Annotated in this window: 17 protein-coding genes and 3 rRNA genes; 13 read left to right on the top strand and 7 right to left on the bottom strand. The window is 52.8% G+C overall.

Annotated features, from left to right (window positions below; genetic code table 11):
• The first annotated feature begins 250 nt into the window (after window positions 1–250).
• Window positions 251–1,033: a type II secretion system protein gene (locus CSTAT_RS09535; protein ID WP_075723238.1), complete on the top strand. Its 783-nt coding sequence runs from the start codon at window positions 251–253 to the stop codon at window positions 1,031–1,033.
• A 151-nt stretch (window positions 1,034–1,184) separates the two neighbouring features.
• On the opposite strand, the gene CSTAT_RS09530 is transcribed toward CSTAT_RS09535, so the two are convergent.
• Entirely contained in the window at window positions 1,185–1,631 is a 447-nt protein-coding gene (locus CSTAT_RS09530; RefSeq protein WP_075723237.1) for an acetyltransferase, read from the bottom strand.
• Between the two features lie 88 nt (window positions 1,632–1,719).
• Between CSTAT_RS09530 and CSTAT_RS09525 the strand changes: the two genes are divergently transcribed.
• The 11 genes from CSTAT_RS09525 to CSTAT_RS09470 all read left to right on the top strand — a co-directional run bounded on the left by CSTAT_RS09525 (window position 1,720) and on the right by CSTAT_RS09470 (window position 17,026).
• Window positions 1,720–2,079 carry a DUF488 domain-containing protein gene (locus tag CSTAT_RS09525; protein ID WP_075723236.1) on the top strand — a complete coding sequence of 120 codons (360 nt, stop codon included), beginning with the start codon at window positions 1,720–1,722 and terminating at the stop codon, window positions 2,077–2,079.
• Window positions 2,080–2,331: 252 nt separating this feature from the next.
• Complete coding sequence (locus tag CSTAT_RS09520; RefSeq protein WP_075723235.1) at window positions 2,332–4,038, top strand: AbgT family transporter; 1,707 nt, start codon at window positions 2,332–2,334, stop codon at window positions 4,036–4,038.
• Window position 4,039: 1 nt separating this feature from the next.
• Window positions 4,040–5,443, top strand: coding sequence for a M20 family metallopeptidase (locus tag CSTAT_RS09515; protein WP_075723234.1), 1,404 nt, complete (start codon window positions 4,040–4,042; stop codon window positions 5,441–5,443).
• 291 nt (window positions 5,444–5,734) lie between these two features.
• The gene (locus CSTAT_RS09510) at window positions 5,735–6,778 is read left to right on the top strand and encodes a siderophore ABC transporter substrate-binding protein (RefSeq protein WP_075723233.1); all 1,044 of its coding nucleotides are present in this window, start codon (window positions 5,735–5,737) and stop codon (window positions 6,776–6,778) included.
• Between the two features lie 118 nt (window positions 6,779–6,896).
• Complete coding sequence (locus CSTAT_RS09505) at window positions 6,897–7,928, top strand: ABC transporter permease (protein ID WP_066795522.1); 1,032 nt, start codon at window positions 6,897–6,899, stop codon at window positions 7,926–7,928.
• Window positions 7,918–8,967 carry an iron chelate uptake ABC transporter family permease subunit gene (locus tag CSTAT_RS09500; RefSeq protein ID WP_075723231.1) on the top strand — a complete coding sequence of 350 codons (1,050 nt, stop codon included), beginning with the start codon at window positions 7,918–7,920 and terminating at the stop codon, window positions 8,965–8,967. The genes CSTAT_RS09505 and CSTAT_RS09500 overlap by 11 nt, the downstream gene beginning before the upstream one ends.
• Window positions 8,964–9,719 (top strand): iron ABC transporter ATP-binding protein, encoded by a 756-nt coding sequence (locus CSTAT_RS09495; RefSeq protein ID WP_075723229.1) that lies wholly within the window; start codon window positions 8,964–8,966, stop codon window positions 9,717–9,719. The genes CSTAT_RS09500 and CSTAT_RS09495 overlap by 4 nt, the downstream gene beginning before the upstream one ends.
• A gap of 698 nt (window positions 9,720–10,417) precedes the next feature.
• Window positions 10,418–11,943, top strand: a 16S ribosomal RNA gene (locus CSTAT_RS09485).
• A 517-nt stretch (window positions 11,944–12,460) separates the two neighbouring features.
• Window positions 12,461–15,537 (top strand): 23S ribosomal RNA (locus tag CSTAT_RS09480).
• A gap of 159 nt (window positions 15,538–15,696) precedes the next feature.
• Window positions 15,697–15,815, top strand: a 5S ribosomal RNA gene (rrf, locus tag CSTAT_RS09475).
• Together the 16S, 23S and 5S rRNA genes form the textbook arrangement of a ribosomal RNA operon.
• Before the next feature lie 152 nt (window positions 15,816–15,967).
• Window positions 15,968–17,026 (top strand): hypothetical protein, encoded by a 1,059-nt coding sequence (locus CSTAT_RS09470; RefSeq protein ID WP_156845115.1) that lies wholly within the window; start codon window positions 15,968–15,970, stop codon window positions 17,024–17,026.
• Window positions 17,027–17,106: 80 nt separating this feature from the next.
• Here CSTAT_RS09470 and CSTAT_RS09465 read toward each other — a convergent pair whose 3' ends face one another.
• The 5 genes from CSTAT_RS09465 to CSTAT_RS09445 all read right to left on the bottom strand — a co-directional run bounded on the left by CSTAT_RS09465 (window position 17,107) and on the right by CSTAT_RS09445 (window position 23,411).
• Window positions 17,107–17,571, bottom strand: coding sequence for a universal stress protein (locus CSTAT_RS09465; protein ID WP_066795509.1), 465 nt, complete (start codon window positions 17,569–17,571; stop codon window positions 17,107–17,109).
• Window positions 17,572–17,679: 108 nt separating this feature from the next.
• Complete coding sequence (locus CSTAT_RS09460) at window positions 17,680–18,825, bottom strand: pyridoxal phosphate-dependent aminotransferase (protein WP_075723224.1); 1,146 nt, start codon at window positions 18,823–18,825, stop codon at window positions 17,680–17,682.
• A gap of 5 nt (window positions 18,826–18,830) precedes the next feature.
• Entirely contained in the window at window positions 18,831–19,472 is a 642-nt protein-coding gene (locus CSTAT_RS09455) for a DUF3239 domain-containing protein (protein ID WP_075723222.1), read from the bottom strand.
• Window positions 19,473–19,528: 56 nt separating this feature from the next.
• A complete protein-coding gene (locus tag CSTAT_RS09450; protein WP_075723221.1) occupies window positions 19,529–21,160 on the bottom strand; it encodes a DNA repair helicase XPB in 1,632 nt (543 codons plus the stop codon).
• Window positions 21,161–21,170: 10 nt separating this feature from the next.
• Window positions 21,171–23,411, bottom strand: coding sequence for a helicase-associated domain-containing protein (locus CSTAT_RS09445; protein ID WP_075723220.1), 2,241 nt, complete (start codon window positions 23,409–23,411; stop codon window positions 21,171–21,173).
• Between the two features lie 65 nt (window positions 23,412–23,476).
• Between CSTAT_RS09445 and CSTAT_RS09440 the strand changes: the two genes are divergently transcribed.
• Entirely contained in the window at window positions 23,477–23,662 is a 186-nt protein-coding gene (locus CSTAT_RS09440) for a hypothetical protein (RefSeq protein ID WP_066795497.1), read from the top strand.
• A gap of 234 nt (window positions 23,663–23,896) precedes the next feature.
• Here the strand turns inward: CSTAT_RS09440 and CSTAT_RS09435 are convergent, their stop codons facing one another.
• Window positions 23,897–24,520: a resuscitation-promoting factor Rpf1 domain-containing protein gene (locus CSTAT_RS09435; RefSeq protein WP_075723219.1), complete on the bottom strand. Its 624-nt coding sequence runs from the start codon at window positions 24,518–24,520 to the stop codon at window positions 23,897–23,899.
• Window positions 24,521–24,862: the final 342 nt, after the last annotated feature.

Genomic DNA, 24,862 nt, shown 5'->3' with positions numbered 1-24,862 from the left:
AATGACCTTGAACGTACACTTACCGAGTGGGGGCCAAAGTCTCCCGAACATCTACTAGACGAAACGTGGACAGTGAAGCATCGAGCGACCCTCGATTCCTCTGAAGACAAACTAACCGAAATGACCTTCACCTTGCGGTGGGGTCATTTCGGCGTTTTACGGCTCAAGTACTGGAAGCCTTCTTCCCTGAATAGACTGGCTAAATATGTCGATTATTCAAGATTGCATTGGGAAGAAAGTTTAAGGGTTAATGAACACCAGCGTTGTCGTGGCGATTATTACCGGAATAGCGACCTTGCTTGCTCCAATCTTGGTGAGTATGACCGAGAGAGATAGGCGAGAAGAGATCGATAAAGAGATTAAGATACTCCGGCAGATGAACCCAGAATCCGAGGGGTATAGAGCTTTCAACGCGCATGTACAGAAATCATTACTGGACTTTGCCGAAAATGATTGGCTACGGTCGCAGTATAGAAATGCTTATCGCAGGTATGTCATTCTCTTTCTCCTGATTGCCTTTCTCTATCTTTTGGATTATTGGACTGGAGCACTCGATGATTCGACTAGGAACATTGGTTATCAAGTAGTGCGGATAGTTTTATATTTAGTAGCGATTATCATCGCAGGCTCCGTGTTGACGCCGCTATTAACTGCAGTAATCTCTGAGTTCAAGAAGATTAAATTTGAATGGGAATTGAACCTGAAAAAGTTTCAGATTGATCAACTCCAAAAGTTCGTTGATCAAAAGGAAGCCTCGTTATACGCCAGAGAGCATAAGAGCCAGAAAGCTGCTCAGGCTCTCGGTCTGCCTGAGAACGAAGAGCAAGAACACGCAGAGATATACAACTGGGCTTTGGGGTGGGCATTGCGAGGTACAAAGCGGGACAAAGCAGTAGATTCTCTGTCCGAGTACCCAACAATGTACGGAGTGGATGCTGGCAAAGTAGCGAATGACGCGTTTGACTATTTTGAGGAATGGTCCAAGAAAAATGAGCCATTAAAGTTCATTGAAGTTTCCCGTGATGCTTCATAGCAATAGACCGCACTCGGGCAGGTTTAGGCAGCGAAAGCCTGTCCCTCATTAGTCCCTCACGACCGTTTAGTGAAAGATACGGTGCAGGTAGTAGCGTTATTAGTGGAGTCCCGGCATTTTATGTCTTGACCTCTGTGTTTTGGGTTATCTTTTAGAGCTTGAGATGCAGCAGTGGGTAGGGGCGGCCAGCTTCGTCGGTTTCGCTGCGGCTTGCCACTTGGAAACCCCGGCGGAGATAAAATTCTGCCGCTTGGGTATTTTGCTCGTTGACATCGACCTTAGTTACGGCAAGGTCTGAGATGGCGTGGTTGAGAAGCATTGTTCCGATTCCGGCGCCACGGTAGTTGTTGTCAATAAAGAGCATCTCGAGATTGCCTTCGAGCACGCCAGAAAAGCCGACCGGATGTCCGTTTAATTCTGCGACGGTGAGGGTTACAGCAGGGAAGTAATCACTGGCTAGCTTGGATTCGATAGCTGCTCGGTCGGCTTCTGGAAGGAAGTCATGGGTTGCTAGAACCGCACTGCGCCAAATATCTACGAGAAGTGGGAATTCCTCCGAGCCACGGGATGGACGAATATTGATTGGTTGTACATTCATTGTTCCGTCATGTCAGATAGGCCCAGCGGCGTAGTCTTGGATATGTAGGTTTCGATTCGGCGATTTTCGAAGAAGGGTGCTGCTTAAAATGATTAAGACGGTCAAAGTCCATGATTATGTCTCTGGGAAAGAGACGGCCCCTGGCAAGAAGGTCCTAGTGGATAGGCTGTGGCCACGTGGCGTGAAGAAAGAAGACCTGCCGGGTCATTGGCTCAAAGAAGTGGCGCCGTCGCCGGATCTGCGCAAGTGGTTCGACCATGATGAAGAGAAATTCAAAGAATTTTCCAAGCGCTATAATGCGGAGCTGACAGAGGCAGATTCCAGCGGCAATGAAGACTTAGCCACGTTGCAGAAGATGGTTGATGACGGTGATGTCTCGCTGATGTACGCGGCCAAAGACCACGATATTAACCACGCGGTAGTGCTGAAAGAATGGTTGGAGAGCTGACTAGGGCCTGTTTCACGGGGTGAATAAATCGGGGGCAAACGCGATAAGCAGCTGATTTTTCACAAAATTAGCTAAATATCGTCGTTAATAGGGGTTTTCATGCACTAATAGGGGCTAGCTGCGGGGGAGAGCATTGGTAACAAATTGGTACCGCGCCCCACATATCGGTTGCGGCGTGGTTTGAGTCTCATTAGTTTGGCTGGTTATGGTGTTGCAAAATATGTGACGTTTAACTGGCTTAAGGAGAGCGCCATGGCCGATGATAAAAAGCATGCACCCCATGACGATCCGAAGAACGCAGCAGGAACTGGGAATGCAGGGGAGTCAGGTTCGTCCGTTAAGACATCGACAAGCGGGCAAGACCCGTACCAAGACAACCAGTCGACTGGTACCAAGTGGCTGGATGAATTCTTAAACGGTATTGAATACCTAGGCAATAAGCTGCCCGAACCATTTACTATCTTCCTTGGGTTATTCCTGCTAACAGGTATCTTGTCCACCATCTTTGCGTGGCAAAACATCACCTTCCAGGTGCCAGGAAGCGATGAAGTGCAAGAGATTCACGGCCTGTTTACGGGCGAAGGAATGACGTGGCTGACCACCACGATGGGCGAGAACTACCTCGGCTTCCCGCCGCTGGTCACCGTGCTACCCATTCTGTTGGGTGTGGGTATCGCCGAACGTTCTGGCATGCTCTCAGCGCTGATTCGCAAGCTCTTTGGCTCAGCACGCCCGGCTGTTTTGCCTTATGCCGTCGGTGTTATCGGCGTTACTGGCTCTGTTATGGGCGACGCCGCCTTCGTGGTCATCCCGCCGCTGGCAGCGATGGTCTTTAAAGCAGCGAACCGTCACCCGGTAGCAGGTCTGTTGGGTGGTTTCGCCGCAGTTGGTGCGGGCTATTCCACGGCGTTGGTGCCAACCTCGTTGGATGCTTTGTTTGCCGGTATATCTACCGCGGTGATGGAAACTTTGCCGGACTTTGACTTCCAGGAAGTCACGGCAGTGTCCAACTACTTCTTCAATATTGCGTCTTCGATTGTGCTGGGTCTGATTGCCGGTTGGCTCATCGATAAGGTGCTGGAGCCGCGCATGTGGCGCCAGGATGTCCCGACTGAAGAGGATATTGACCCAGAAGAGGCCAAGGAACGCGGCGACCGCGATGCCGAGGGCAACGAACTCTCCGCTGAGCTATCTGCCGAAGAATCCCGCGGCCTGGTGTGGTCGGTTATTTCCATCGTTATTTTGACTGCGATCATTCTGGCAGCCGTCTTGGTGCCAGGATCCCCATGGCGCAATGAAGAAGGCGGCTTCTTACCATCCTCGCCGCTACTAAGTTCCATCGTCTTTATTATCTTCGCGTACTTCATCGTCATGGGCCTGGTCTACGGCTACGTGGTCAAAACCATCCGGGGCATGAAAGACGTTGTGGATATGATGGGTCAGTCTTTGGCTTCCATGATGGGATTTTTGGTGCTGGCATTTATCTTGGGCCAGTTCATCGCGCTGTTCTCCTGGACCGGCATTGGTACCTACAGTGCGGTGAAGGGCGCAGCATTCCTGGAGCAAATCGGTCTTACCGGCTTCCCAGCGATCCTGGCGTTCTGTGTCCTAGCATCGCTGCTGAACCTGCTGATTATTTCCGGTTCTTCTATGTGGACTCTGATGGCGTCTGTATTCGTTCCGATGTTCGCCTTGCTAGGCTACGAGCCAGCCTTCATTCAGGCAGCTTTCCGCGTGGGTGACTCCGCAACGCAGATTATTACCCCGCTGAATCCCTACCTGATTGTGATGTTAGGTCTCTTGCAACGCTATGAACCGCGCGCCGGAATTGGTACTTTGATGGCGCGTCTGATTCCTTTTGTTATCCCATTCTGGGTAGCGTGGGCGGTACTGTTAGGGGTGTGGTACTTCGTTGACCTGCCTCTTGGCCCTGGAAATGGCGTTATGATCGGTAGCTAACATGTGTACTGAAAATTCTGGTCATTTAGATAATCCGGGTCTGCGGCACCCGCAAGTGCCCTCGACTGCCTTCTTGGACGCCACGTCGGATTTGATTGAAGCAAGGGTTACGGCTGCGCAGAAAGCACAAGGAGAGCGGGAGCTGCGCCTAGATGCCTACCCACAGCAGCAAGAGCTGTGGGCGGCAGTAGATAGCCATATCGCGAGAATCCAGAGAGACCTCGATTTCATCGTTGAGGATCTGCACGCGCACCCGGAGCTAGCCTTTGAGGAAGTGCGCTCGCAACAAGTGCTCGCCAAAGTGCTAAAAGACCATGGGCACCATGTTGAACTTGGCGTGTACGGTGTCAGCACAGCCTTCGAATCTTCGGTGCAAACCCCGGGCTTTGATGCTGACAAGGATCCGAGCATCGTGATTATGGCGGAATATGATGCGCTGCCAGAAATTGGTCATGCCTGCGGACACAATATAATTGCCGCATCTGGCGTGGGTGCATACCTGGCAGCGGCGAAGGTGCTTTCTTCGCAGGCCGCGGAAGGTATTGAGGGCAGGATTGTTTTACAGGGCACACCTGCTGAAGAAGGCCATACCGGCAAGGAGTACATGATCCGCGGCGGCAGCTTGGAAGGCATCGATGCCGCGGTAATGATCCACGGCTTTGGCTATGACATCGCTTCACACGCGTGGGTGGGGCGTCGTTCCGCCACGGTGCGTTTTCATGGGGTAGCAGCGCATGCCAGCTCTCAACCCTATATGGGCAAAAACGCTCTCGACGCGGCATCTTTGGCGTACCAGGGCCTAGGTCTTTTCCGTCAGCAGATGCCGCCCAGCGATAGGTTGCATGCCATCATCACTGCGGGTGGGCACCGGCCGTCGATTATCCCGGCGGAATCGACCATCGAGCTATACGTTCGCTCTTTAGGTGTGGACACGTTGATGGATATCTCCCAGCGTGTCAATGAAATTGTTGAGGGAGCCGCACTTATGGCTGGTTGCGGGTTTGGGATCGAGTGGGACCCGCACCCCATGTCCTTACCGGTACGCAATAACCAAGCTATGGCCGCGCGCTGGTCGCACACTCAATCACCGCGCGGCAGGGTAGCGCTGCCTGAAGGTACGGTGCCAGACACCCTGGCGGCATCCACGGACTTTGGCAATGTCTCCCAGCAAATCCCAGGTATTCACCCGATGGTTAAGGTGTCACCAGAAGATGTAGCCCTGCACACCGAAGCCTTTGCCGAGTGGGCCAATACGCCCGCAGCCAAGCAAGCAGCAGTGGACTCCGCGGCAGGGTTGGCTCAGGTGACGCTAGATTTGCTTGCCGATGCCACCTTGCTTGACGCCGCTAAAACCGAATTCGAGCGCGCGGGTGGACAAGTGGCAGTGGCGGATTTGCTGAAATAAATTTGACATATAGGGTGTGTCTTACCTCACGGGACGGCGCGCCTGCGTGTTGTTCCACTTGTCGGGAAAGTTCTTGTGGCCAGCGCTTTCGTTAATTACAACGACTGAGGATCGCTAGGGGGTGCAACTTCTGGCGGATATTCTTACCCCCGGGTTTAAAAATAGGGCTTGTAGATAAACCTTCCCTCAGTTAGGTTAGCCTTGTCAGAGCTTGGAGAAAGTTAAGTGTTTTCTACTATCTCTCTTGATGCTCAAAGTGGATATTTTACTGAGAAAGGTTTACCTATAACCATGAAGATTCGTCACGCCCTTGTGGCTTCTGTCGCAGCTGCATCCCTCGTGTTGGCGTCCTGCTCCAACTCTGAGTCTGACTCCGCCGATTCTGCTGCAGAAACCACCGCTTCTGACTCCTCTGCATCTGAAGGCTCAACCGACGAGGCAGCAGCTGGCGAAGGTGAACTGGTTATTGAAGACAACTTCGGTGAGAAGACCATTTCCTTGCCAGTTGAAAAGCCTGTGGTCACCGATAACCGCGCTTTTGAGCTTCTTCACGACTGGGATGTTGAACTCGCAGCAGCTCCAATCGGCCTGATCCCAGATACCCTGTCTGATAAGTACAACGAAGACACCATTGAGTTCGACCTAGGTAGTCACCGTGAGCCAGACCTAGAGAAGGTTGTTGCAGCGGCTCCAGACCTGATCTGGAATGGCCAGCGTTTCTCCCAGCACGGTGAGGATCTCGAGGAGCTGGCCCCAGACGCAACTCTGGTTGATTTCACCCCACGTGATGGTGAGCCACTAGATGCAGAACTTATCCGTCTAACTGAATCCTTGGGCCAGATCTTTGGCCACGAGGATGAGGCACAGGCTGCTATCGATGACTTCAGCGAAGCTCTGGAGCGTGCGAAGGAAGCATACGACCCAGAAAAGACCGTCATGGCAGTTAACACCTCCGGTGGCGAAATCAACTACATCGCACCTTCTGTCGGTCGTACCTGGGGTCCACTGTTTGACCTGATTGGTTTCACCCCATCGCTCGAAGTCGAAGATGGTTCTTCCAACCACGAAGGCGATGACATCTCAGTTGAGGCAATCGCAGAGTCTAACCCAGATTTCCTTCTGGTTCTGGACCGTGACGCAGCTGTTTCTTCCGATGAGCCAGACTACTCTCCAGCATCTGACCTGATTGCTGACAGCGCTGCTCTTCAGAACGTCACCGCAATTCAGGATGACAACGTCATCATCGCTCCAACCGATACCTACACCAACGAAAACATCGTCACCTACACCGAGATTCTCAACCTCATCGCTGACGCTTTTGAGGCTCAGAACTAAGGAGCATTCTTGTAGCTTGGATCAAGTTGCAATGTGCTAATCGATGGATACCGGTTGACCTTTGGGATAAAGTTCCAAGGGCCTCAACCGGTTTTCGGTTTGGAAGAAATTAAAAATTATGGAAAATTCAGTGAGCTCGTCGCACGCGGCTAATGCGCCAGCATCGAGTCCCGAATTAAAGACGCCGGTGCGGCGCTCGCGCGGCAAGCTGTGGGATTGGAAGCTCACGCTCGCGTCTCTTGGCGTAGCACTATTGCTGATCGTTTCGCTCTCAGTCGGTGAGTACAGCATCTTGAGCAGCGAATTCGGCTGGGAGATGTTCGGTATTACCCGCATCCCTCGCACCATCGCGCTGGTTCTCTCTGGCGCTGCCATGGCTATTTGTGGCCTGGTTATGCAGTTGCTTACGCAAAACCGTTTCGTCGAACCAACCACCACGGGTACCACCGAGTGGGCGGGCCTAGGGCTATTAACCTGCCTGATTCTGTTCCCACAGTCTTCAGTCCTGGTGAAGATGATTGTCGCCGTTGTATTCGCCTTCATCGGAACAATGGTTTTCTTCATGTTCTTGCGGCGGGTTACTTTGCGTTCCTCGATGGTCGTGCCTATCGTCGGCATCATGCTCGGTGCCGTGGTTAGTGCGGTCTCGTCTTTTGTCGCGTTGTCCAACGATGCGCTGCAGCAGCTGGGAATTTGGTTCATGGGTTCTTTTACTTCGGTATATAAAGGCCAGTACGAAGTACTCTGGGTGGTCCTTGTTGTCGTGATTATGGTTTTTATTTTTGCGGACAAGCTCACCGCAGCTGGCCTGGGTGAAGATATCGCGACCAACATCGGGCTCAATTACAACCAAATCTTGCTTCTGGGCACTGCGCTGGTCTCCATTGCGACGGGTGTTGTGACCGTCGTGGTCGGTGCACTGCCATTTTTGGGACTGATTGTGCCGAATATCATCAGCATGTTCCGTGGCGATGACCTGCGCTCCAACCTTCCATGGGTCTTGCTCTTAGGTATTGCCATCGTTACCGTATGTGACTTGCTTGGCCGCACAATCATTTCGCCATTTGAGATGCCTGTGTCTGTCATTTTGGGCATCGTCGGCGCGTTCGTATTCGTCGGATTGATTGTGAGGTCGACCCGTGGCAAATAAAATCAAATCCACAGTGGACACACCAAACGCAGGGAAGCCCCGCCACGTCGGCGCCTTCCAATCTGCCAAGGCAGCGCGCAAATACTGGATCATGCTGATAGCTATGTTAGTCATGGCAGTACTGTTTTCCTTTGGACTGCTGTCCTATGAAAACCCGATGGAATTCGGATCCAAGGGATACTGGCTTATCGCTAACCGCCGTCTCGATGGCGTTATCGCGATGGGACTGGTTGCTGTGTGCCAGGCTGTCGCCACCGTCGCTTTCCATACGGTGACCAACAACCGCATTCTGACCCCATCCATTATGGGGTTTGAATCGTTGTACCGAGTGATTCACACTTCCACCATCTTCTTCTTTGGTGCCGTTGGTCTTAACAACGCCCGCACAGTGGAGATGTTTATCGTCCAGCTCATCTTGATGGTCTTTCTCTCGCTGCTGCTTTACTCCTGGCTGTTGACTGGACGTGCGCAAAATATGCACGCGATGCTGCTCGTCGGCATCGTTATCGGTGGTGGATTGGGTTCAATCTCCACCTTTATGCAGCGACTGCTTACTCCAAGTGAGTTCGACATTCTTACTGCTCGACTCTTCGGTTCTGTAACTAATGCAGATACTGACTATTACCCAATCGCTATTCCGCTGATTATCGGCGCAACAGTGTTGATGTATCTCAACTCTCGTCGCCTCAATGTCTTGTCTTTGGGACGTGATGCCGCAATTAGCCTGGGTGTCAATCACAAGTTCAATGCGATCTACACCTTGGTTTTGGTGTCCATATTGATGGCAACCACCACAGCTCTAGTTGGTCCGATGACCTTCCTCGGCTTTTTGGTTGCGACTTTGGCTTATCAATTCGCTGATACCTATGACCACCGTTACTTGTTCCCGATGGCCGCAGTGACTGGCTTTACGGTACTAACCGGCGCATACTTCATTATGAGGCATGTTTTCTACGCCCAAGGCGTAGTTACAATCATCATTGAACTCGTCGGTGGCTCGGTGTTCCTGTATATCATCTTAAGAAAGGGACGACTGTGATTACTCTGACTGACGTCAAAAAGGCGTATTCATCACAAACCCAAATTGGACCTGTCAACCTCGAAATCCCCGCTGGCGGTATTACCGCACTTGTTGGTCCTAATGGTGCAGGTAAATCCACGCTGCTGACCATGATTGGTCGTCTGCTCGGCATGGACTCTGGCCAAATTGAGGTTGCGGACATGGATATTTCGACGTCCAAGTCCAAGGACTTGGCGAAGATTATCTCTATCCTGCGTCAGGAAAACCACTTCATCACTAAGCTCACCGTGCGCCAGCTCGTGGGATTTGGACGTTTCCCATATTCTCAGGGACGACTTACAGATGAAGACGAAGAGATCATCACCAAGTACATCGACTTCCTTCACTTGGGTGAATTAGAAGACCGCTACCTGGATCAGCTCTCTGGTGGACAGCGTCAACGGGCTTATGTTGCGATGGTCCTGTGTCAGGAGACCGACTACGTCATGCTCGACGAGCCGCTAAATAACCTCGACATCGCGCACTCCGTGGAGATGATGCGTCACCTTAAGGAAGCAGCGGAACAACTTGGCCGCACCATCATCGTGGTGCTGCACGATATTAACTACGCAGCACGCTACGCGGAATACATCTGCGCGGTTAAAGATGGACAGATCGTTGCCTTCGGTACGCCAGAAGAAATCATGCGCGAAGAAGTCCTCACGCCAATCTTCAATACTCGGATTCAAGTCATTGATGGTCCCGGTGGACTACTGGCTTGCTACCACTAATACGAAATAGATTCTTTACAATGCCCGTCACCGCAATGGTCGCGGGCATCGTGCATTCTTCAAAGCACTAGCAATCTATTGCAGAGGCGACGAAATACGACTCTACATGCGAAAATAGAGTGGAGTGAAAAGACGATTTGCCTTAGTCAGTCAACATCAACTACCTTTATTCATGTCGCCGAGAGGTTGCCGCAAGGTAAACGCGAAGCGAAACAAACAAGAACTTCCGAGCAGGGATTTGACAGAGTTAAATCGGGAGCGTAAGTTCAATAAAGCCGCTTAAGAGCGGGGCGAAGTTAAAAAGCTCCAATCGAGTGTGCGATTGTTGTCTGAGAACTCAATAGTGTACCAATGTACTAGATTTTATATTTTTGTCTGTGTTGTGTGGATGAGAATTATGTTGGACTGAATGCTTTGATTAGTGTTTGGTTGTTGGTGTGTACCGGATGTCACTTGTCGTTATTAAGTGTCATTGAAAATAGTTAAACTTTTTTAACGGTACATATTGAATCGATGTAATTGTTGTCTGTATTTAATACGGAGATAAAACACTTTTACCTTGCTCAGCTGGACTTTGGTTTGGTTGGGTTTGTTGATTTCTTTATGTAGTAATTTTTGGTCAGCTTCACACATGGGGTTTAAGCGCTTTGTGTGTGTTGTTTGTCTTTTTTGTTAGGTTTTGGGCTTTTCACGCCTTTTTTGTGGAGAGTTTGATCCTGGCTCAGGATGAACGCTGGCGGCGTGCTTAACACATGCAAGTCGAACGGAAAGGCCTTGTGCTTGCACAAGGTACTCGAGTGGCGAACGGGTGAGTAACACGTGGGTGATCTGCCCTGCACTGTGGGATAAGCCTGGGAAACTGGGTCTAATACCATATAGGACCGCATCTTGGATGGTGTGGTGGAAAGCTTTTGCGGTGTGGGATGAGCCTGCGGCCTATCAGCTTGTTGGTGGGGTAATGGCCTACCAAGGCGGCGACGGGTATCCGGCCTGAGAGGGTGTACGGACACATTGGGACTGAGATACGGCCCAGACTCCTACGGGAGGCAGCAGTGGGGAATATTGCACAATGGGCGCAAGCCTGATGCAGCGACGCCGCGTGGGGGATGAAGGCCTTCGGGTTGTAAACTCCTTTCGCTATCGACGAAGCCACTGTGTGGTGACGGTAGGTAGATAAGAAGCACCGGCTAACTACGTGCCAGCAGCCGCGGTAATACGTAGGGTGCAAGCGTTGTCCGGAATTACTGGGCGTAAAGAGCTCGTAGGTGGTTTGTCGCGTCGTCTGTGAAATCCCGGGGCTTAACTTCGGGCGTGCAGGCGATACGGGCATAACTTGAGTGCTGTAGGGGAGACTGGAATTCCTGGTGTAGCGGTGAAATGCGCAGATATCAGGAGGAACACCGATGGCGAAGGCAGGTCTCTGGGCAGTTACTGACGCTGAGGAGCGAAAGCATGGGTAGCGAACAGGATTAGATACCCTGGTAGTCCATGCCGTAAACGGTGGGCGCTAGGTGTAGGGGGCTTCCACGTCTTCTGTGCCGTAGCTAACGCATTAAGCGCCCCGCCTGGGGAGTACGGCCGCAAGGCTAAAACTCAAAGGAATTGACGGGGGCCCGCACAAGCGGCGGAGCATGTGGATTAATTCGATGCAACGCGAAGAACCTTACCTGGGCTTGACATATACAGGATCGGGCTAGAGATAGTCTTTCCCTTGTGGTCTGTATACAGGTGGTGCATGGTTGTCGTCAGCTCGTGTCGTGAGATGTTGGGTTAAGTCCCGCAACGAGCGCAACCCTTGTCTTATGTTGCCAGCACGTTATGGTGGGAACTCATGAGAGACTGCCGGGGTTAACTCGGAGGAAGGTGGGGATGACGTCAAATCATCATGCCCCTTATGTCCAGGGCTTCACACATGCTACAATGGTCGATACAGTGGGCAGCGACATCGTAAGGTGGAGCGAATCCCTGAAAGTCGGCCTTAGTTCGGATTGGGGTCTGCAACTCGACCCCATGAAGTCGGAGTCGCTAGTAATCGCAGATCAGCAACGCTGCGGTGAATACGTTCCCGGGCCTTGTACACACCGCCCGTCACGTCATGAAAGTTGGTAACACCCGAAGCCAGTGGCCTAAACTTGTTAGGGAGCTGTCGAAGGTGGGATCGGCGATTGGGACGAAGTCGTAACAAGGTAGCCGTACCGGAAGGTGCGGCTGGATCACCTCCTTTCTAAGGAGCATTATTTATATAACCCACCACGTGGTAGTAACCATCGTGTTGTTGGGTTGGTGGTTGATGGCCCGGATGTGGTCATGCCACCGGTTTGAATCGGAGTGGAAACACACCGCCAACCATATAAGGGTTGGTAACAGGAATTCTTTAAAACACTTATACAGGGACATAATTTTTCTAGGTAAATCGTTGGTGCACTGTTGGGTGTCTGGGACAACAATCCATTTTTGTGGATTGGTCCTGATGCTCACGCCAGGTCAAGGCAAACTGTTGCTGTTTAGCAGTGGTTTGCCCAGGGTGGTGTGGGGTGTTGTGTGAGAACTGTATAGTGGACGCGAGCATCCACCGCATGAATGTTTTGGCTTTGGTCATTGGTTTGTGTGGTGTGTGTAATTTTTTCTTATTTTTTCTGTGAGAACGCGCATGAACATCGGGTGTTAATGCTTGGTTGTTTGTGTGTTTAGTTATTTTTTTAGTTACGGTTGTTCACCCTCGCACTTTTGGTGTGGGGTGTGTGTTCGTTATTTAAGGGCGCATGGTGGATGCCTTGGCATACTGGGCCGATGAAGGACGTGTAAGGCTGCGTTAAGCCTCGGGGAGTTGTCAATTAAGCGTTGATCCGAGGATGTCCGAATGGGGAAACCCGCCTGCCGTTATGGGTAGGTACCTGCTGATGAATTCATAGTCAGTGTGGGGGTTATACGTGGGGAAGTGAAACATCTTAGTACCTGCAGGAGGAGAAAATAATAATGATTCTGCTAGTAGCGGCGAGCGAACGTGGATGAGGCTAAACCGTGTGTATGTGATACTTGGTAGGGGTTGTGCATGCGGTGTTGTGGGGCCATGATTTTTCTGTTTCTACCAGAACAGAGCGCGCTATGTGTTGTTAGGTGAAGTGGGTTGGAATGCCCGGCCGTAGAAGGTGAGAGCCCTGTAGGTGAAGATAGCATGTGGTGTGTGTTGTGGTGCCCGAGTAGCAGCGGGCTCGTGGAATCTGCTGTGAATCTGCCGGGACCACCCGGTAAGCCTAAATACTCAGTGTGACCGATAGTGTATGAGTACCGTGAGGGAATGGTGAAAAGTACCCCGGGAGGGGAGTGAAATAGTTCCTGAAACCATGTGTCTACAATCCGTCAGAGCCCCATAGGTGGGTGATGGCGTGCCTTTTGAAGAATGAGCCTGCGAGTCAGCGGCATGTCGCGAGGTTAACCCGTGTGGGGTAGCCGTAGGGAAACCGAATCCTAACTAGGGTGTCTAGTGGCATGTTCTGGACCCGAAGCGGGGTGATCTACCCATGGCCAGTGTGAAGCGATGGTAAGACGTCGTGGAGGCGCGAACCCACGTAGGTTGAAAACTGCGGGGATGAGTTGTGGGTAGGGGTGAAAGGCCAATCAAACTCCGTGATAGCTGGTTCTCCCCGAAATGCATTTAGGTGCAGCGTCGTAGTAGCCTGGTGGAGGTAGAGCTACTGGTTGGTTGAGCGGGACTATCATCTTAGCAACATCAGCCAAACTCCGAATGCCGCCAGTTGTGTTCTACGGCAGTGAGACTGTGGGGGATAAGCTTCATAGTCGAGAGGGAAACAGCCCAGATCGCCGGTTAAGGCCCCTAAGGGTGTGCTAAGTGGAAAAGGATGTAAGATCGCGAAGACAGCCAGGAGGTTGGCTTAGAAGCAGCCATCCTTGAAAGAGTGCGTAATAGCTCACTGGTCGAGTGGTTTTGCGCCGACAATGTAGTGGGGCTCAAGCACACCGCCGAAGCCGCGGCAAATATTTTTGATATTTGGGTAGGGGAGCGTCGTGCATGGGTTGAAGCAATACTGTAAGGAGTTGTGGACTGTGTGCGAGTGAGAATGCAGGCATGAGTAACGAATTGGACAGTGAGAATCTGTCCCGCCGGATGACTAAGGGTTCCTGGGTCAAGTTCGTCTTCCCAGGGTGAGTCGGGACCTAAGGCGAGGCCGACAGGCGTAGTCGATGGACAACCAGTTGATATTCTGGTACCCGTATATGCGCGCCCGTGGTAAAGCATTGATACTAACCACCCACAAGCATGTTTCACACTCCTTCGGGAGTGTGGTTCTGTGTGCGTGCGTGGGGCCTGATATGTGGTCCAAGCGATGGGGTGACACAGTGAGGTAGCCATGCCACTTAGTGGATTGTTGGTGTAAGCGTGTAGGCCAAGTGATAGGTAAATCCGTCACTTATTAAGGCTAAGGCGTGATGCGGAGCCTTTTTGGTGAAGTTGGTGATCCTGTACTGTCGAGAAAAGCCTCTAGCGATGTGTGTATATGGCCCGTACCCCAAACCGACACAGGTAGTCAGGTTGAAAATACTAAGGCGTTCGGGATAACTGTGGTTAAGGAATTCGGCAAAATGCCCCCGTAACTTCGGAAGAAGGGGGACCCACTGAGATGACCGCCCTTTGCGGTGTGAGTGTTGGTGGGTCGCAGAGAATAGAGGGAAGCGACTGTTTATCAAAAACACAGGTCCATGCGAAGACGTTAAGTTGAGGTATATGGACTGACGCCTGCCCGGTGCTGGAAGGTTAAGAGGACCGGTTAGAAACCTTGTGGTTTCGAAGCTGAGAATTTAAGCCCCAGTAAACGGCGGTGGTAACTATAACCATCCTAAGGTAGCGAAATTCCTTGTCGGGTAAGTTCCGACCTGCACGAATGGCGTAACGACTTCTCTGCTGTCTCAACCACAGGCCCGGTGAAATTGCACTACGAGTAAAGATGCTCGTTACGCGCGGCAGGACGAAAAGACCCCGGGACCTTCACTATAGCTTGGTATTGGTGTTCGGTTCGGTTTGTGTAGGATAGGTGGGAGACTGTGAAGCTGCAACGCTAGTTGTGGTGGAGTCGTTGTTGAAATACCACTCTGATCGGATTGGATACCTGAACCTTGGCCCATGATCTGGGTTGGGGACAGTGCCTGGTGGGTAGTTTAACTGGGGCGGTTGCCTCCTAAAATGTAACGGAGGCGCCCAAAGGTTCCCTCAGCCTGGTTGGCAATCAGGTGGTGAGTGTAAGTGCACAAGGGAGCTTGACTGTGAGACTTACAAGTCGAGCAGGGACGAAAGTCGGGACTAGTGATCCGGCACCTACTTGTGGATGTGGTGTCGCTCAACGGATAAAAGGTACCCCGGGGATAACAGGCTGATCTTCCCCAAGAGTCCATATCGACGGGATGGTTTGGCACCTCGATGTCGGCTCGTCGCATCCTGGGGCTGGAGTAGGTCCCAAGGGTTGGGCTGTTCGCCCATTAAAGCGGCACGCGAGCTGGGTTCAGAACGTCGTGAGACAGTTCGGTCTCTATCCGCCGCGCGCGTTGAAACTTGAAGAAGGCTGTCCCTAGTACGAGAGGACCGGGACGGACGTACCTCTGGTGTGCCAGTTGTTCCGCCAGGAGCAGGGCTGGTTGGCTACGTACGGAAGGGATAACCGCTGAAAGCATCTAAGCGGGAAGCCTGTTTTAAGATGAGGTTTCTGTTGAGGTTCCCTACAGACTATAGGGTTGATAGGCCAGACCTGTACGCATTGTAAGATGTTAAGGCTACTGGTACTAATACACCAACAAACAAACACAACCAACACACATATGTTGGTTTGTAACACGTAACGAGAAAAATTGACTCTTGTCGCACAGACAAAAACAAGCACACCCATTGTGGTGTGAACGCGTCCACTATGCAGTATCTGACACAACACCCCCTAGGGCATCAGAACACGTGTTGTTCCGATGATTTGTCGGTGGCGATAGCGGCAGGGAAACGCCCGGTTACCCATTCCGAACCCGGAAGCTAAGCCTGCCCGCGCTGATGGTACTGCACCCGGGAGGGTGTGGGAGAGTAAGTTACCGCCGACAACTAAACAAAACACAACTACATACGACAAAGGACCCGTGAAGAGACAACCTCTTTTCACGGGTCCTTTCGACGTTTTACAATCTTCCTTAAACGCTCTATATCCCTGTGTCGGTCTCTACAGGCTCCGGCTCGGCGTCGTTCCGGTAGTGCTATGGCTATTGCTTCTGCTGCAGTACTTACATTATCGTTAGCTTCGTGCAGCAACCCTGAAACGAATGCAGAGTCGGGCGGTTCTTCACCATCGGCTACGACGGTAACAGTTACCTCTATTGCAGAGGAGACCACTTCAGAATCGCCTAGTTCAGAGGCAATAGAACCATCGTCGCTTTACTTGTACCGTCATGTCATCAACAATCCCGAAAAGTTCCCCGTCAAAGGCAATGCTTCATTTGTGCCACGAGGGGGATATTCCTACGCCCTTGTGGAGGCAGCAGGGGACGAGCTACCAGAGCTACTGTTGATGGTTCACGGACAGTGGTCTTCACCAATTAGCGTATTTACGATTGAAGACGGCGGTCTAGTTCAAGCCAGCGGTGTACTCATTGATGGTGCACCCACCGGCGGCAGCCAGAGACTTCGCGTGAAGGGCTCGCGGTCAGGGGCTGGACTGTACCAAGTTGATCACCACTCGCTGTCAGGACGAGGCGTAAGTACGCTTTTTGGCTTCTCAGACGAAACACTCTACGCAGCTTCTGGTGCGGAATCCTACAACATGGCTTCTCCACCTGCGGATCATCACGAGATAGTGTGGACAGACACCTCAGACGCATCGGTAGTGGAAAGTTGGTCTGGGCCGGGGAGCATCATTTATGGCCAGCCGCACGCGGCTTCTGAGTCCAAACCCCCTCCAGAATCTTCCCAGGCCGAGGATAGCGATATCCAGCAGTTCACAGGCGTGGTCTATGAGAAGACGGCTCAAGAACTCATGGACGGTGGTGAAACGCCGAATGGTGAGCCTTGGGATGAGCTTCACATAGTCATGGAGTTAGATAATCCTAGAGACGTTACTGCGGTAAATTACGGGACCAACAAGGTAACTCGGTTCGTCAATGAAGTTGCCTTAATTAGCGACGAAAATGGTTACGACTGGTCCCGGCATATTGGCCAAAGGATTACAATCTCAGTAGTTTTCGACCAAATGCGGTTTCCCAGTGACGCGAGTCTTCCATTGGGTGCGCTAAGAATATTTGATTTCACTCAGATTGAATAAGCAGATATGACAATGTGGCTAAGCCAAAAAGATTGACTTAGCCACGAGTTTTAGCTCAGGAAATAATTGCTGCCTATTTCCTACTTGGTGGTGTTAACAATGTACAGGTCGCAATTGGTTGCAGAAGCAACATTGCGGGAGACACTGCCCAAGATGCGCTGCAATCCTTGTGCGCGCTTATTGCCCACGACGATGGTGTCGGCGTTGAGCTTTTCAGCCTGCTGAACCAATACTTCCGCGGGCTGGCCCTCAGCAGCGAGTGCCTTAACCTGCAATTTTGGCCAAGTATTGCGCAAGATAGCGGCCACAGACTCGGCGGCCTGCTGTGCAGCGCTGGCTTGGCCATCAGCGAGGCGCTGGTAGGCTTCCGAGGTCTTATTGGACATGTTGCCGCTCTTCGCGGTCTGCATAGCTACTGCAGAGCTGATGCTGTAGGCGGAGAATACATAGAGCTCGGCATCGAAGCTTGCGGCAAGTTCCGCGGCTTTCTCAGCGGCTGCAAGCGCGGTTTGGCTCGAATCCACGCCAGTAATGATGGTCTTCATGTTCTAGGTCTTACCTTCCAAAGTGGGTCGGGAGTGAAGCACTATTCTTTGATTAGGTAGCTTAGCATTGTCCGCATGTCATTACATAGTGTTTTCAGGGTGAAGAAACTAGAGACGAAACAGCGGTGTTTGCGCTAGCCGTTCAGATGCTTCACGCAGCACGTCGTGGCGTTTACAAAAAGCGAAGCGAACCAGCGGCTTCCACTGCTCTTTATGATCGCTAAATCCCGCTAGTGGGATTGCAGCAACCCCTTGCAGCTCTGGCAAGCCCATGCAATATTCGGTGCCATCGTCAAAGCCCAGGGGTGTTACATCAGCGACGATGAAGTAGGTGCCAGCGGTATCAAACACTTTCAGTCCCGCGTTGCGCAGACCCTCAGCGAGGATGTCTTTGCCTACGGATAGGTTCTCTACCATACGGCGCAACCATGCGCGTTCATTATTGATGGCATGCGCAACGGCCGGCTGAAAGGGCGTTGGACCCACGTAGGTCATAAATTGCTTGGCTTTGACAACGGCATCGAGAAGCTCTGGCTCAGCTATAGCCCAGCCGGTCTTCCAGCCGGTCGCGTTGAAAGACTTCGCCGCGGAGGAACTTGTGACCGTGCGGGATTTCATGCCAGGCAGCTCGGCTATGCGCGTGTGCTGGTTATCGTCGAAGATAAGATGTTCGTAGACTTCATCGGATAGCACTGTCAGGTCACGTTTAACGCAAATGCGTGCAAACTCCTCCAACGCCGCTCGGGAGAATACGGAACCCGTCGGATTATGTGGGGAGTTGATGATGACTAGGGAAGTGCGCTCAGTAATGGCGGCTTCAAAAGCTGCGGTGTTTAAATCCCAGGTTTTATCGACCTGGCGCAGCGGCACCGAAACGCGTGTGGCACCCGCGAGCGCGATTGCGGCGGCGTAGGCATCATAATAAGGATCGAAGACAATAACCTCGGAGCCAGGTTCCACAAGGCCTAATACCGTCGCGGAGATAGCTTCCGTCGCGCCAACAGTAATTAGTACTTCGTCAACGCTTACGCCGCGTGAATTAGCCACCGCGGTGCGCAAAACATCCATGCCCTTGCCAGGGGAATATTGATTATTGCCGCGAGCTATTTCGCGCTGGGCAATCTCCAACATGCGTGGGGGACCATCGGTATCTGGAAAACCTTGGCCGAGATTAATCGCTTTGTGCTGAACCGCCGCAGCGGACATGGTGGCGAAGATAGTCTCGCCAAAAGGCTGCAACCTGCGTACTGTCATGCGCCTTAGAGTACCAAGAGGTCGAACTTAGTTGCTTTAACATCGGTCAAACGCTTACGAGCGCGCTCTAAAATCTGCCACTCTTCCTGCGGAATGGATTTCCGCGCGATATTAACAACTTCCTGATCCGGGGTGCCCCATGCAATAGGCATCGGAGAAATCTGCTGCCAGTGCTCACGCTCATTAGAATTAACCTGGCCAGATACTGCAGCTACCGGCACTTTCGTGCCCACGGTACGGGTCGTAACGCCCGGGATGCTAGTTACGGTGCGCAATGCTGCGGCCCAGCGCGGAGGCAGATTAGGGTCCACGTTGGTATTAACCAATGCCATGAGCACCATGTCACGCTCGTTGACTTCTACGACTACAGCAGGGGCTAGCGGGTAGCGGTTATACAGCTCTTGCGCGGAGCCGACTTTGCGCGCGGCTAAAACGCCGACAATCGCGCACATGATGCCGAACAGCCCGAGTCCAAGACCGACGGTAATACGCCACTCTGTTTCAATAAACATGTAGGTAGCGATTCCCGCGAGAACCAAAAGCAGACCCATGATCAGGCCCGAAAGCCGCAACCGTCCGGAGTCCCGCAGCAGTTCATTGTGCTTTTTCGCAAAGGCTTCGTCGACCTCAAACTTAAATATCTTCATCGCGTCTCAATTCCTTGGTATTTTTGCTGGTAGGCGGCGGAGCTTCGCTGAATGGTTTAAAGGTCGCTGGCATCTAATAAGCGATAGGCATAACCTTGTTCTGCCAAAAATCGTTGGCGGTGCAAAGCATAAGTTGCATCAATACTATCGCGAGTAACTAGCGTGTAAAACGTGGCTTCACCGCCATCGGCTTTGGGCCGCAAAAGCCGGCCGAGACGCTGTGCTTCTTCTTGACGCGAGCCGAAGGTACCCGAAAGCTGGATTGCTACGGCAGCTTCCGGCAGATCAATGGAAAAGTTCGCGACTTTAGAGACAATTAACACTTGTACCGTGCCGTTGCGGAAGGCATCGAAAAGCTTTTCGCGCTGGGCATTTGACGTCTTCCCGTGAATCAGCGGCGCATCCAGGCGGTGAGCAATACCTTCGAGTTGTTCAATATAACCACCAATAATCAGAATTTGCTGGTTCGCATGCTTGTCGATGATATCTTTGACCGCCGTAAATTTTGCATCCGCCGTTGCAGAAATTCGGTAGCGGTCACGACTTTCTGCAGTCGCGTAGACCATGCGCTCTTCGGCATTCATGTCCACGCGGACTTCCACGCAATCAGCTGTTGCGATAAAGCCCGCGTGCTCGAGCTCTTTCCACGGGGCGTCATAGCGCTTGGGCCCAATCAAGGAAAAGACATCGCCTTCGCGGCCATCCTCGCGCACCAAGGTCGCGGTGAGCCCGAGCCGGCGCCGCGACTGTAGATCCGAGGTCATGCGAAAGACCGGCGCGGGGAGAAGATGCACCTCGTCGTAGATAACTAGGCCCCAATCGCGGGAATCAAAAAGTTCCAGCGCGCGGTATTCGCCCTTAGTTTTGCGGGTAACGACTTGGTAGGTGGCAATCGTAACCGGCTTGATTTCTTTCTTCTCGCCGGAATATTCGCCAATCTCATTTTCCGTCAGGGTGGTGCGGCGTAAAAGTTCATCGCGCCACTGCCGGCCAGCGACAGTATTAGTCACCAAAATCAACGTGGTGGCTGAGGCTTTGGCCATGGCTGCTGCACCGACGATGGTTTTACCGGCGCCACAGGGTAAGACCACCACCCCGGAACCGCCTTCCCAGAAGGACTCAGTGGCATATTCCTGGTAGTCACGCAGCTGCCACTCGGATTGATTCAGCGCAATCGGATGCGCCTCGCCATCGACATAACCCGCAAGGTCTTCGGCCGGCCAGCCGATCTTTAACAGCTCTTGTTTAATCCGGCCACGCTCAGAGGGTGGAACCGCCACGGTGTGCTCATCGATGCGTGCACCTAACATGCCGCCGATCTTTTTATGACGGACTAATTCTTCGAGGATGGCTTGTTCAGCCGACTCTAGAATCAAGCCGTGCACCGGAGATTTCGAAATCTGCACGCGGCCATAGCGCGACATGGTCTCGGCGACATCGACGAGCAATGCTTGGGGAACTGGAAAACGTGAATAAGACTCCAACACGTGCACAGCTTGCTCGGCATCATGGCCGGCAGCTTTGGCATTCCACAGCGCTAGCGGGGTGATGCGATAGGTGTGGATATGCTCCGGCGCGCGCTCAAGCTCTGCAAAAGGAGCCAGCGCGGCGCGTGCTTCGTGTGCTTGAGGGTGCTCAACTTCGAGCAGCACCGTCTTATCAGACTGCACAATCAGCGGACCATTCATTTTATCCAGTTTAGTCCATCACCACCGCAGAGATCCTATGCAGCGGAAAGCGCACCGTGTTGGTACCTACCAAGGCATCTACCTGGCCGCCATCGACGCGCAGCGGTGTGGCACCCACGGTGGTCGGTTCGCCGTGTTTATTGGCGTAGGTAATTTTGACCGGGTGGCTGCCGCGGGCAGCGGTGCGCAAGACTGCGGTGAAATCCTCTGCGTCGACAGGGGCTGTAGTCTCCGAAGGCTGCTCTCCGGCTGGCTGCGTGGCCGAGATCAGGTGCGCGACTGCGCGTTCGACATTCTCATCGGAAGCGTGTTCGCGGCCAGTTTGCGGTGTAGATAACCCGGACTTTCCGACTTTGCTAGATTTTGCAGACTTGGCGGCTGGAACCACAGCTGGTTCGGGCCGGACATCGATGGAGATACCTGATTCATCTTCGGCTGCTGGGCTAAATCCTGCGTGGCGCAATGCTTCCAAAATCTGCGCCAAAGGCAGTGCGGAGACCGCTACCGTCGGTGCAATAGAGCGCAGTTCGGTCACCGCAGCCACAGCCTGGGCGAGCAACGCTGAGTCATCGCTGCGGACATAACAGCTCACCGCCGAAGACCGCAGTGTGCCGTGACTGCGCGCGACATCATCGATAAGCACATTGATGGCTTGCGGAACATCACCCCACGTGTGCTTCTGCAAGAAATCTTTCATCTCTGCGGCCGTGAGTGAAGAGTCCAGACCACGGCGAATCGAGCCATGATCAAACCGGTAAACACTTGCAAGCCCCGGTGATTCCAACGTGGCAAAAGAAGCTAACAGCTTTTGCACTTCCGGAGTAAGTGGGCCCGGCGCCATCGCCGTGTGGTCGGCTTGGATAATAAACTGCTCAATCGGCTCCGGGCACAAACGCTGGGTTTCATCGAAAGATTCGCGCACCACCGCGGTCGCGCGCCCGTGCGCAACCGCGCCAATCCACCGGACTTCCTGCAAGAGGTGAGAAATTGTGTCCTTTTTACTGTGCAGCGTGGCCAACGGGTGAAGGTAGGCAAATAGCGGCCAGAAGGAAGCATCGGAAAGCGCTGCGCTACTTGCGGTGAACGTCTCCACCACCAATTTCCGCATTTCTGGCAGGCGGGGATTGTCCACCTCCGCGTCGATGCCGCGCTGGGAATTCCAATAAGCCGAATCCATCTGCTCCCAGCCATGTAGCAATACCTGCCACCGCTCATCCAATGGCGAATCCATCCACTGCATGGCCTGCATCGTGGGAGCTAAGAAATTGCCCTCCAAGCCTTCTGGCTCACCGCGGCCAAAAAGCCGTGCTGCAAGGCCTAGTGCTAAAAGCGCCTTGGTTTCTTTCTCATCCTTATTAATCTCTTGGGCAAGGGAGGTGACCTGTCGAATGCCTAAAGACTTGTTCTTTAACAAGGCCTGGGGCTTACGCGCTAAAGACTCGATGACCCGGTCCATTGTGTATACGACCTCTAGACCTGCCGCCGTGCCTGACTGATCTGCCTTGGTTTCTTCCTCTTCCAAACGCGCGGGTTGCGTATTAAAGTTAGGCAAGCTGACCGGCGGCTGCAGCGGGATAATCGTGGGAGATTGACCCTGCATAGCCTGCCGGATAGTGCGGGGAATAGTGACGGTGTGCTCGCTGCTTTCAACAATGATCCCCTGGGATAGGAGTTCTTTAAAGTCTTTTGAGTCCGCAATCTTCGCCTGCGCTCCGACGGTGACCATGCTCCCGCCAGCGCGCGCAATCAACGTCAGAATCTCGCGCTTGTGGGCGCTCAGCGCGCGAATTTCTTCGACGGTGATATCAGGCTGATTTAAAAGCATCAGGTTAGTCGGCAGCGCCTGCATAATCCGCGGTAGCAGCGCCAAGCTATCGTCACCATTGGGGTTGAAAATCAACGCTTTGGTGCGCAGTGCTGACAGGGCCTCTTCGGGAGCGAAGGGCAAAAGAGGTGTAATCTCTTCCCGACTTACCGGGCTTAGCTCCGCGCCGCGCTGTGAGAGAGCTTCAATAATAGCGAGCTCCGCTGCCGTACAGGTTGCTAATGCCAGCGCAACCGAGCCCGGCAGCAGCATGCGGGTGGACAGCGAATTGATATCCGGGGGTATTGGCACCGCGGTGTCGCGACGGTGATGCAGAACCGCGGCGAGGTCATCTTTTGATAGCGTGGCCAGCCACTTTCGAAATTCTTGGACCTGGTCGCGGTGCTGCGCTTTGCGATGCACCTGGGGTTTTTGCTCAGCAGACATAATAACTTCCGAGTTTAGCCACCATCGAGTTACTTTTTTGCGCTGGGTTTGGCACAATAAGAGGTATGTCGAATGTAGAGAAGAAGGGCCACGTCTCCCCGAACTGGCCGGTTACCGATCGTGAGCATGCTGTTACTGAAATCGTTGCACCGTTTACCGGTCCAGGCAGCCCTTGGGGCGATGACACCGTGCTGCCGTTGCCACAGGAGAAGCTGAACTACGTTCACCCTTACACCCGCATCAACCGTTAAAAGCTTCGAAAACCGGCCTTAACGCTGGATTCGAAGCCGGCTTTTAGCGAGACGCTTAAACGGCAAGCCCTAGCTCCATTATCCCGAATCAGTCGGAGGTGATGGGGCTATTGGCGTTTTACTTCAGGCCAGGCGCAGCTCGTCCATCTGGCTAGGGTCATGTGAGCATAAGAAAAGGAGCTTGCCACCGGTGAAGGTAGCAAGCTCCGAAGAACCCTTTAAGGTTGGGTCAAATTAGCTAATCTGAGCCAAGATTGGGTCAATGGTGCCGCGGTTTGCGCTGTAGAAAGCGTTGAAGTCGCCGCGGTTAGCCTTATAAGCATCGGTGACAGCAGATGGAACCTGCACGCCGTAGCTGTTCAGCGTCTTAACAACGAGCTTGTAGACCTCATCGGAAGCTACCTCGTTGGAAGAAGCGCTCTTTACAGCCTTTTGGACAGCTGCCGGGGAGTTAGCCGGTGCGGAAACGCTCTGCGCAGGAGCGGTGCGCTGGGTTGCAGGGGAGTTCAAGCCCAAGCTTGCGGAGCAAGCTGGCCATGCGCCCCAACCCTGCTGAGCCAGGGTGCGTTCTGCAACGACGATCTGCTCTTCGCGAGATGCCTGGTCTGCGGTCGCAGCGAACTCGCCGCCGCCAAATGCCTGCCAAGTGGAAGCAGAGAACTGCAGACCGCCGTGGTAGCCGTTACCGGTGTTGATGTGCCAGTTGCCGCCGGACTCGCACTGTGCAAGGCGGTCCCAGTCAGAGTCTGGAGCAGCGGCTGCGGTTGGTGCCATCAGGGCAGCAGCTGCGCCGAAAGCGATGGTGGTTGCTGCGAACTTCGTGCCAACGGAGTTGGTCTTAGCGGAGTGGCTTCCCATTTTCTAGTATTCCTCTCATACCCGCAAGATTGTGGTCCGGTTAGAATCAATGTGTATTTACAGTCTTGAAAAATTCTTTTGCACTTAGCTCGGGCAACTACTTGTGATGCAGGGTCGGACTCTATTGCGGGAGTCCCTGCCGTAGTCGCCATCAAAGCGCCTGCGGAACACTGTAACGCTTTATAACGAAACCGTCACGTTAATCTATCGTTTCGTGACCTTTCGGAATTTTTTCCACACAGGAAACGTTGATACTAGGGTGGTTATTGCAGCTCAGTCGCGGCCAGCGTATTGCCATAAATCAGATATGAAATAGGCCACACCTAGTGGTGTTTGTCTGAA

It is taken from the genome of Corynebacterium stationis, assembly GCF_001941345.1.
GTDB classification, from domain to species: Bacteria; Actinomycetota; Actinomycetes; order Mycobacteriales; family Mycobacteriaceae; genus Corynebacterium; species Corynebacterium stationis.
This window is presented reverse-complemented; position numbering and strand designations above follow the sequence as displayed.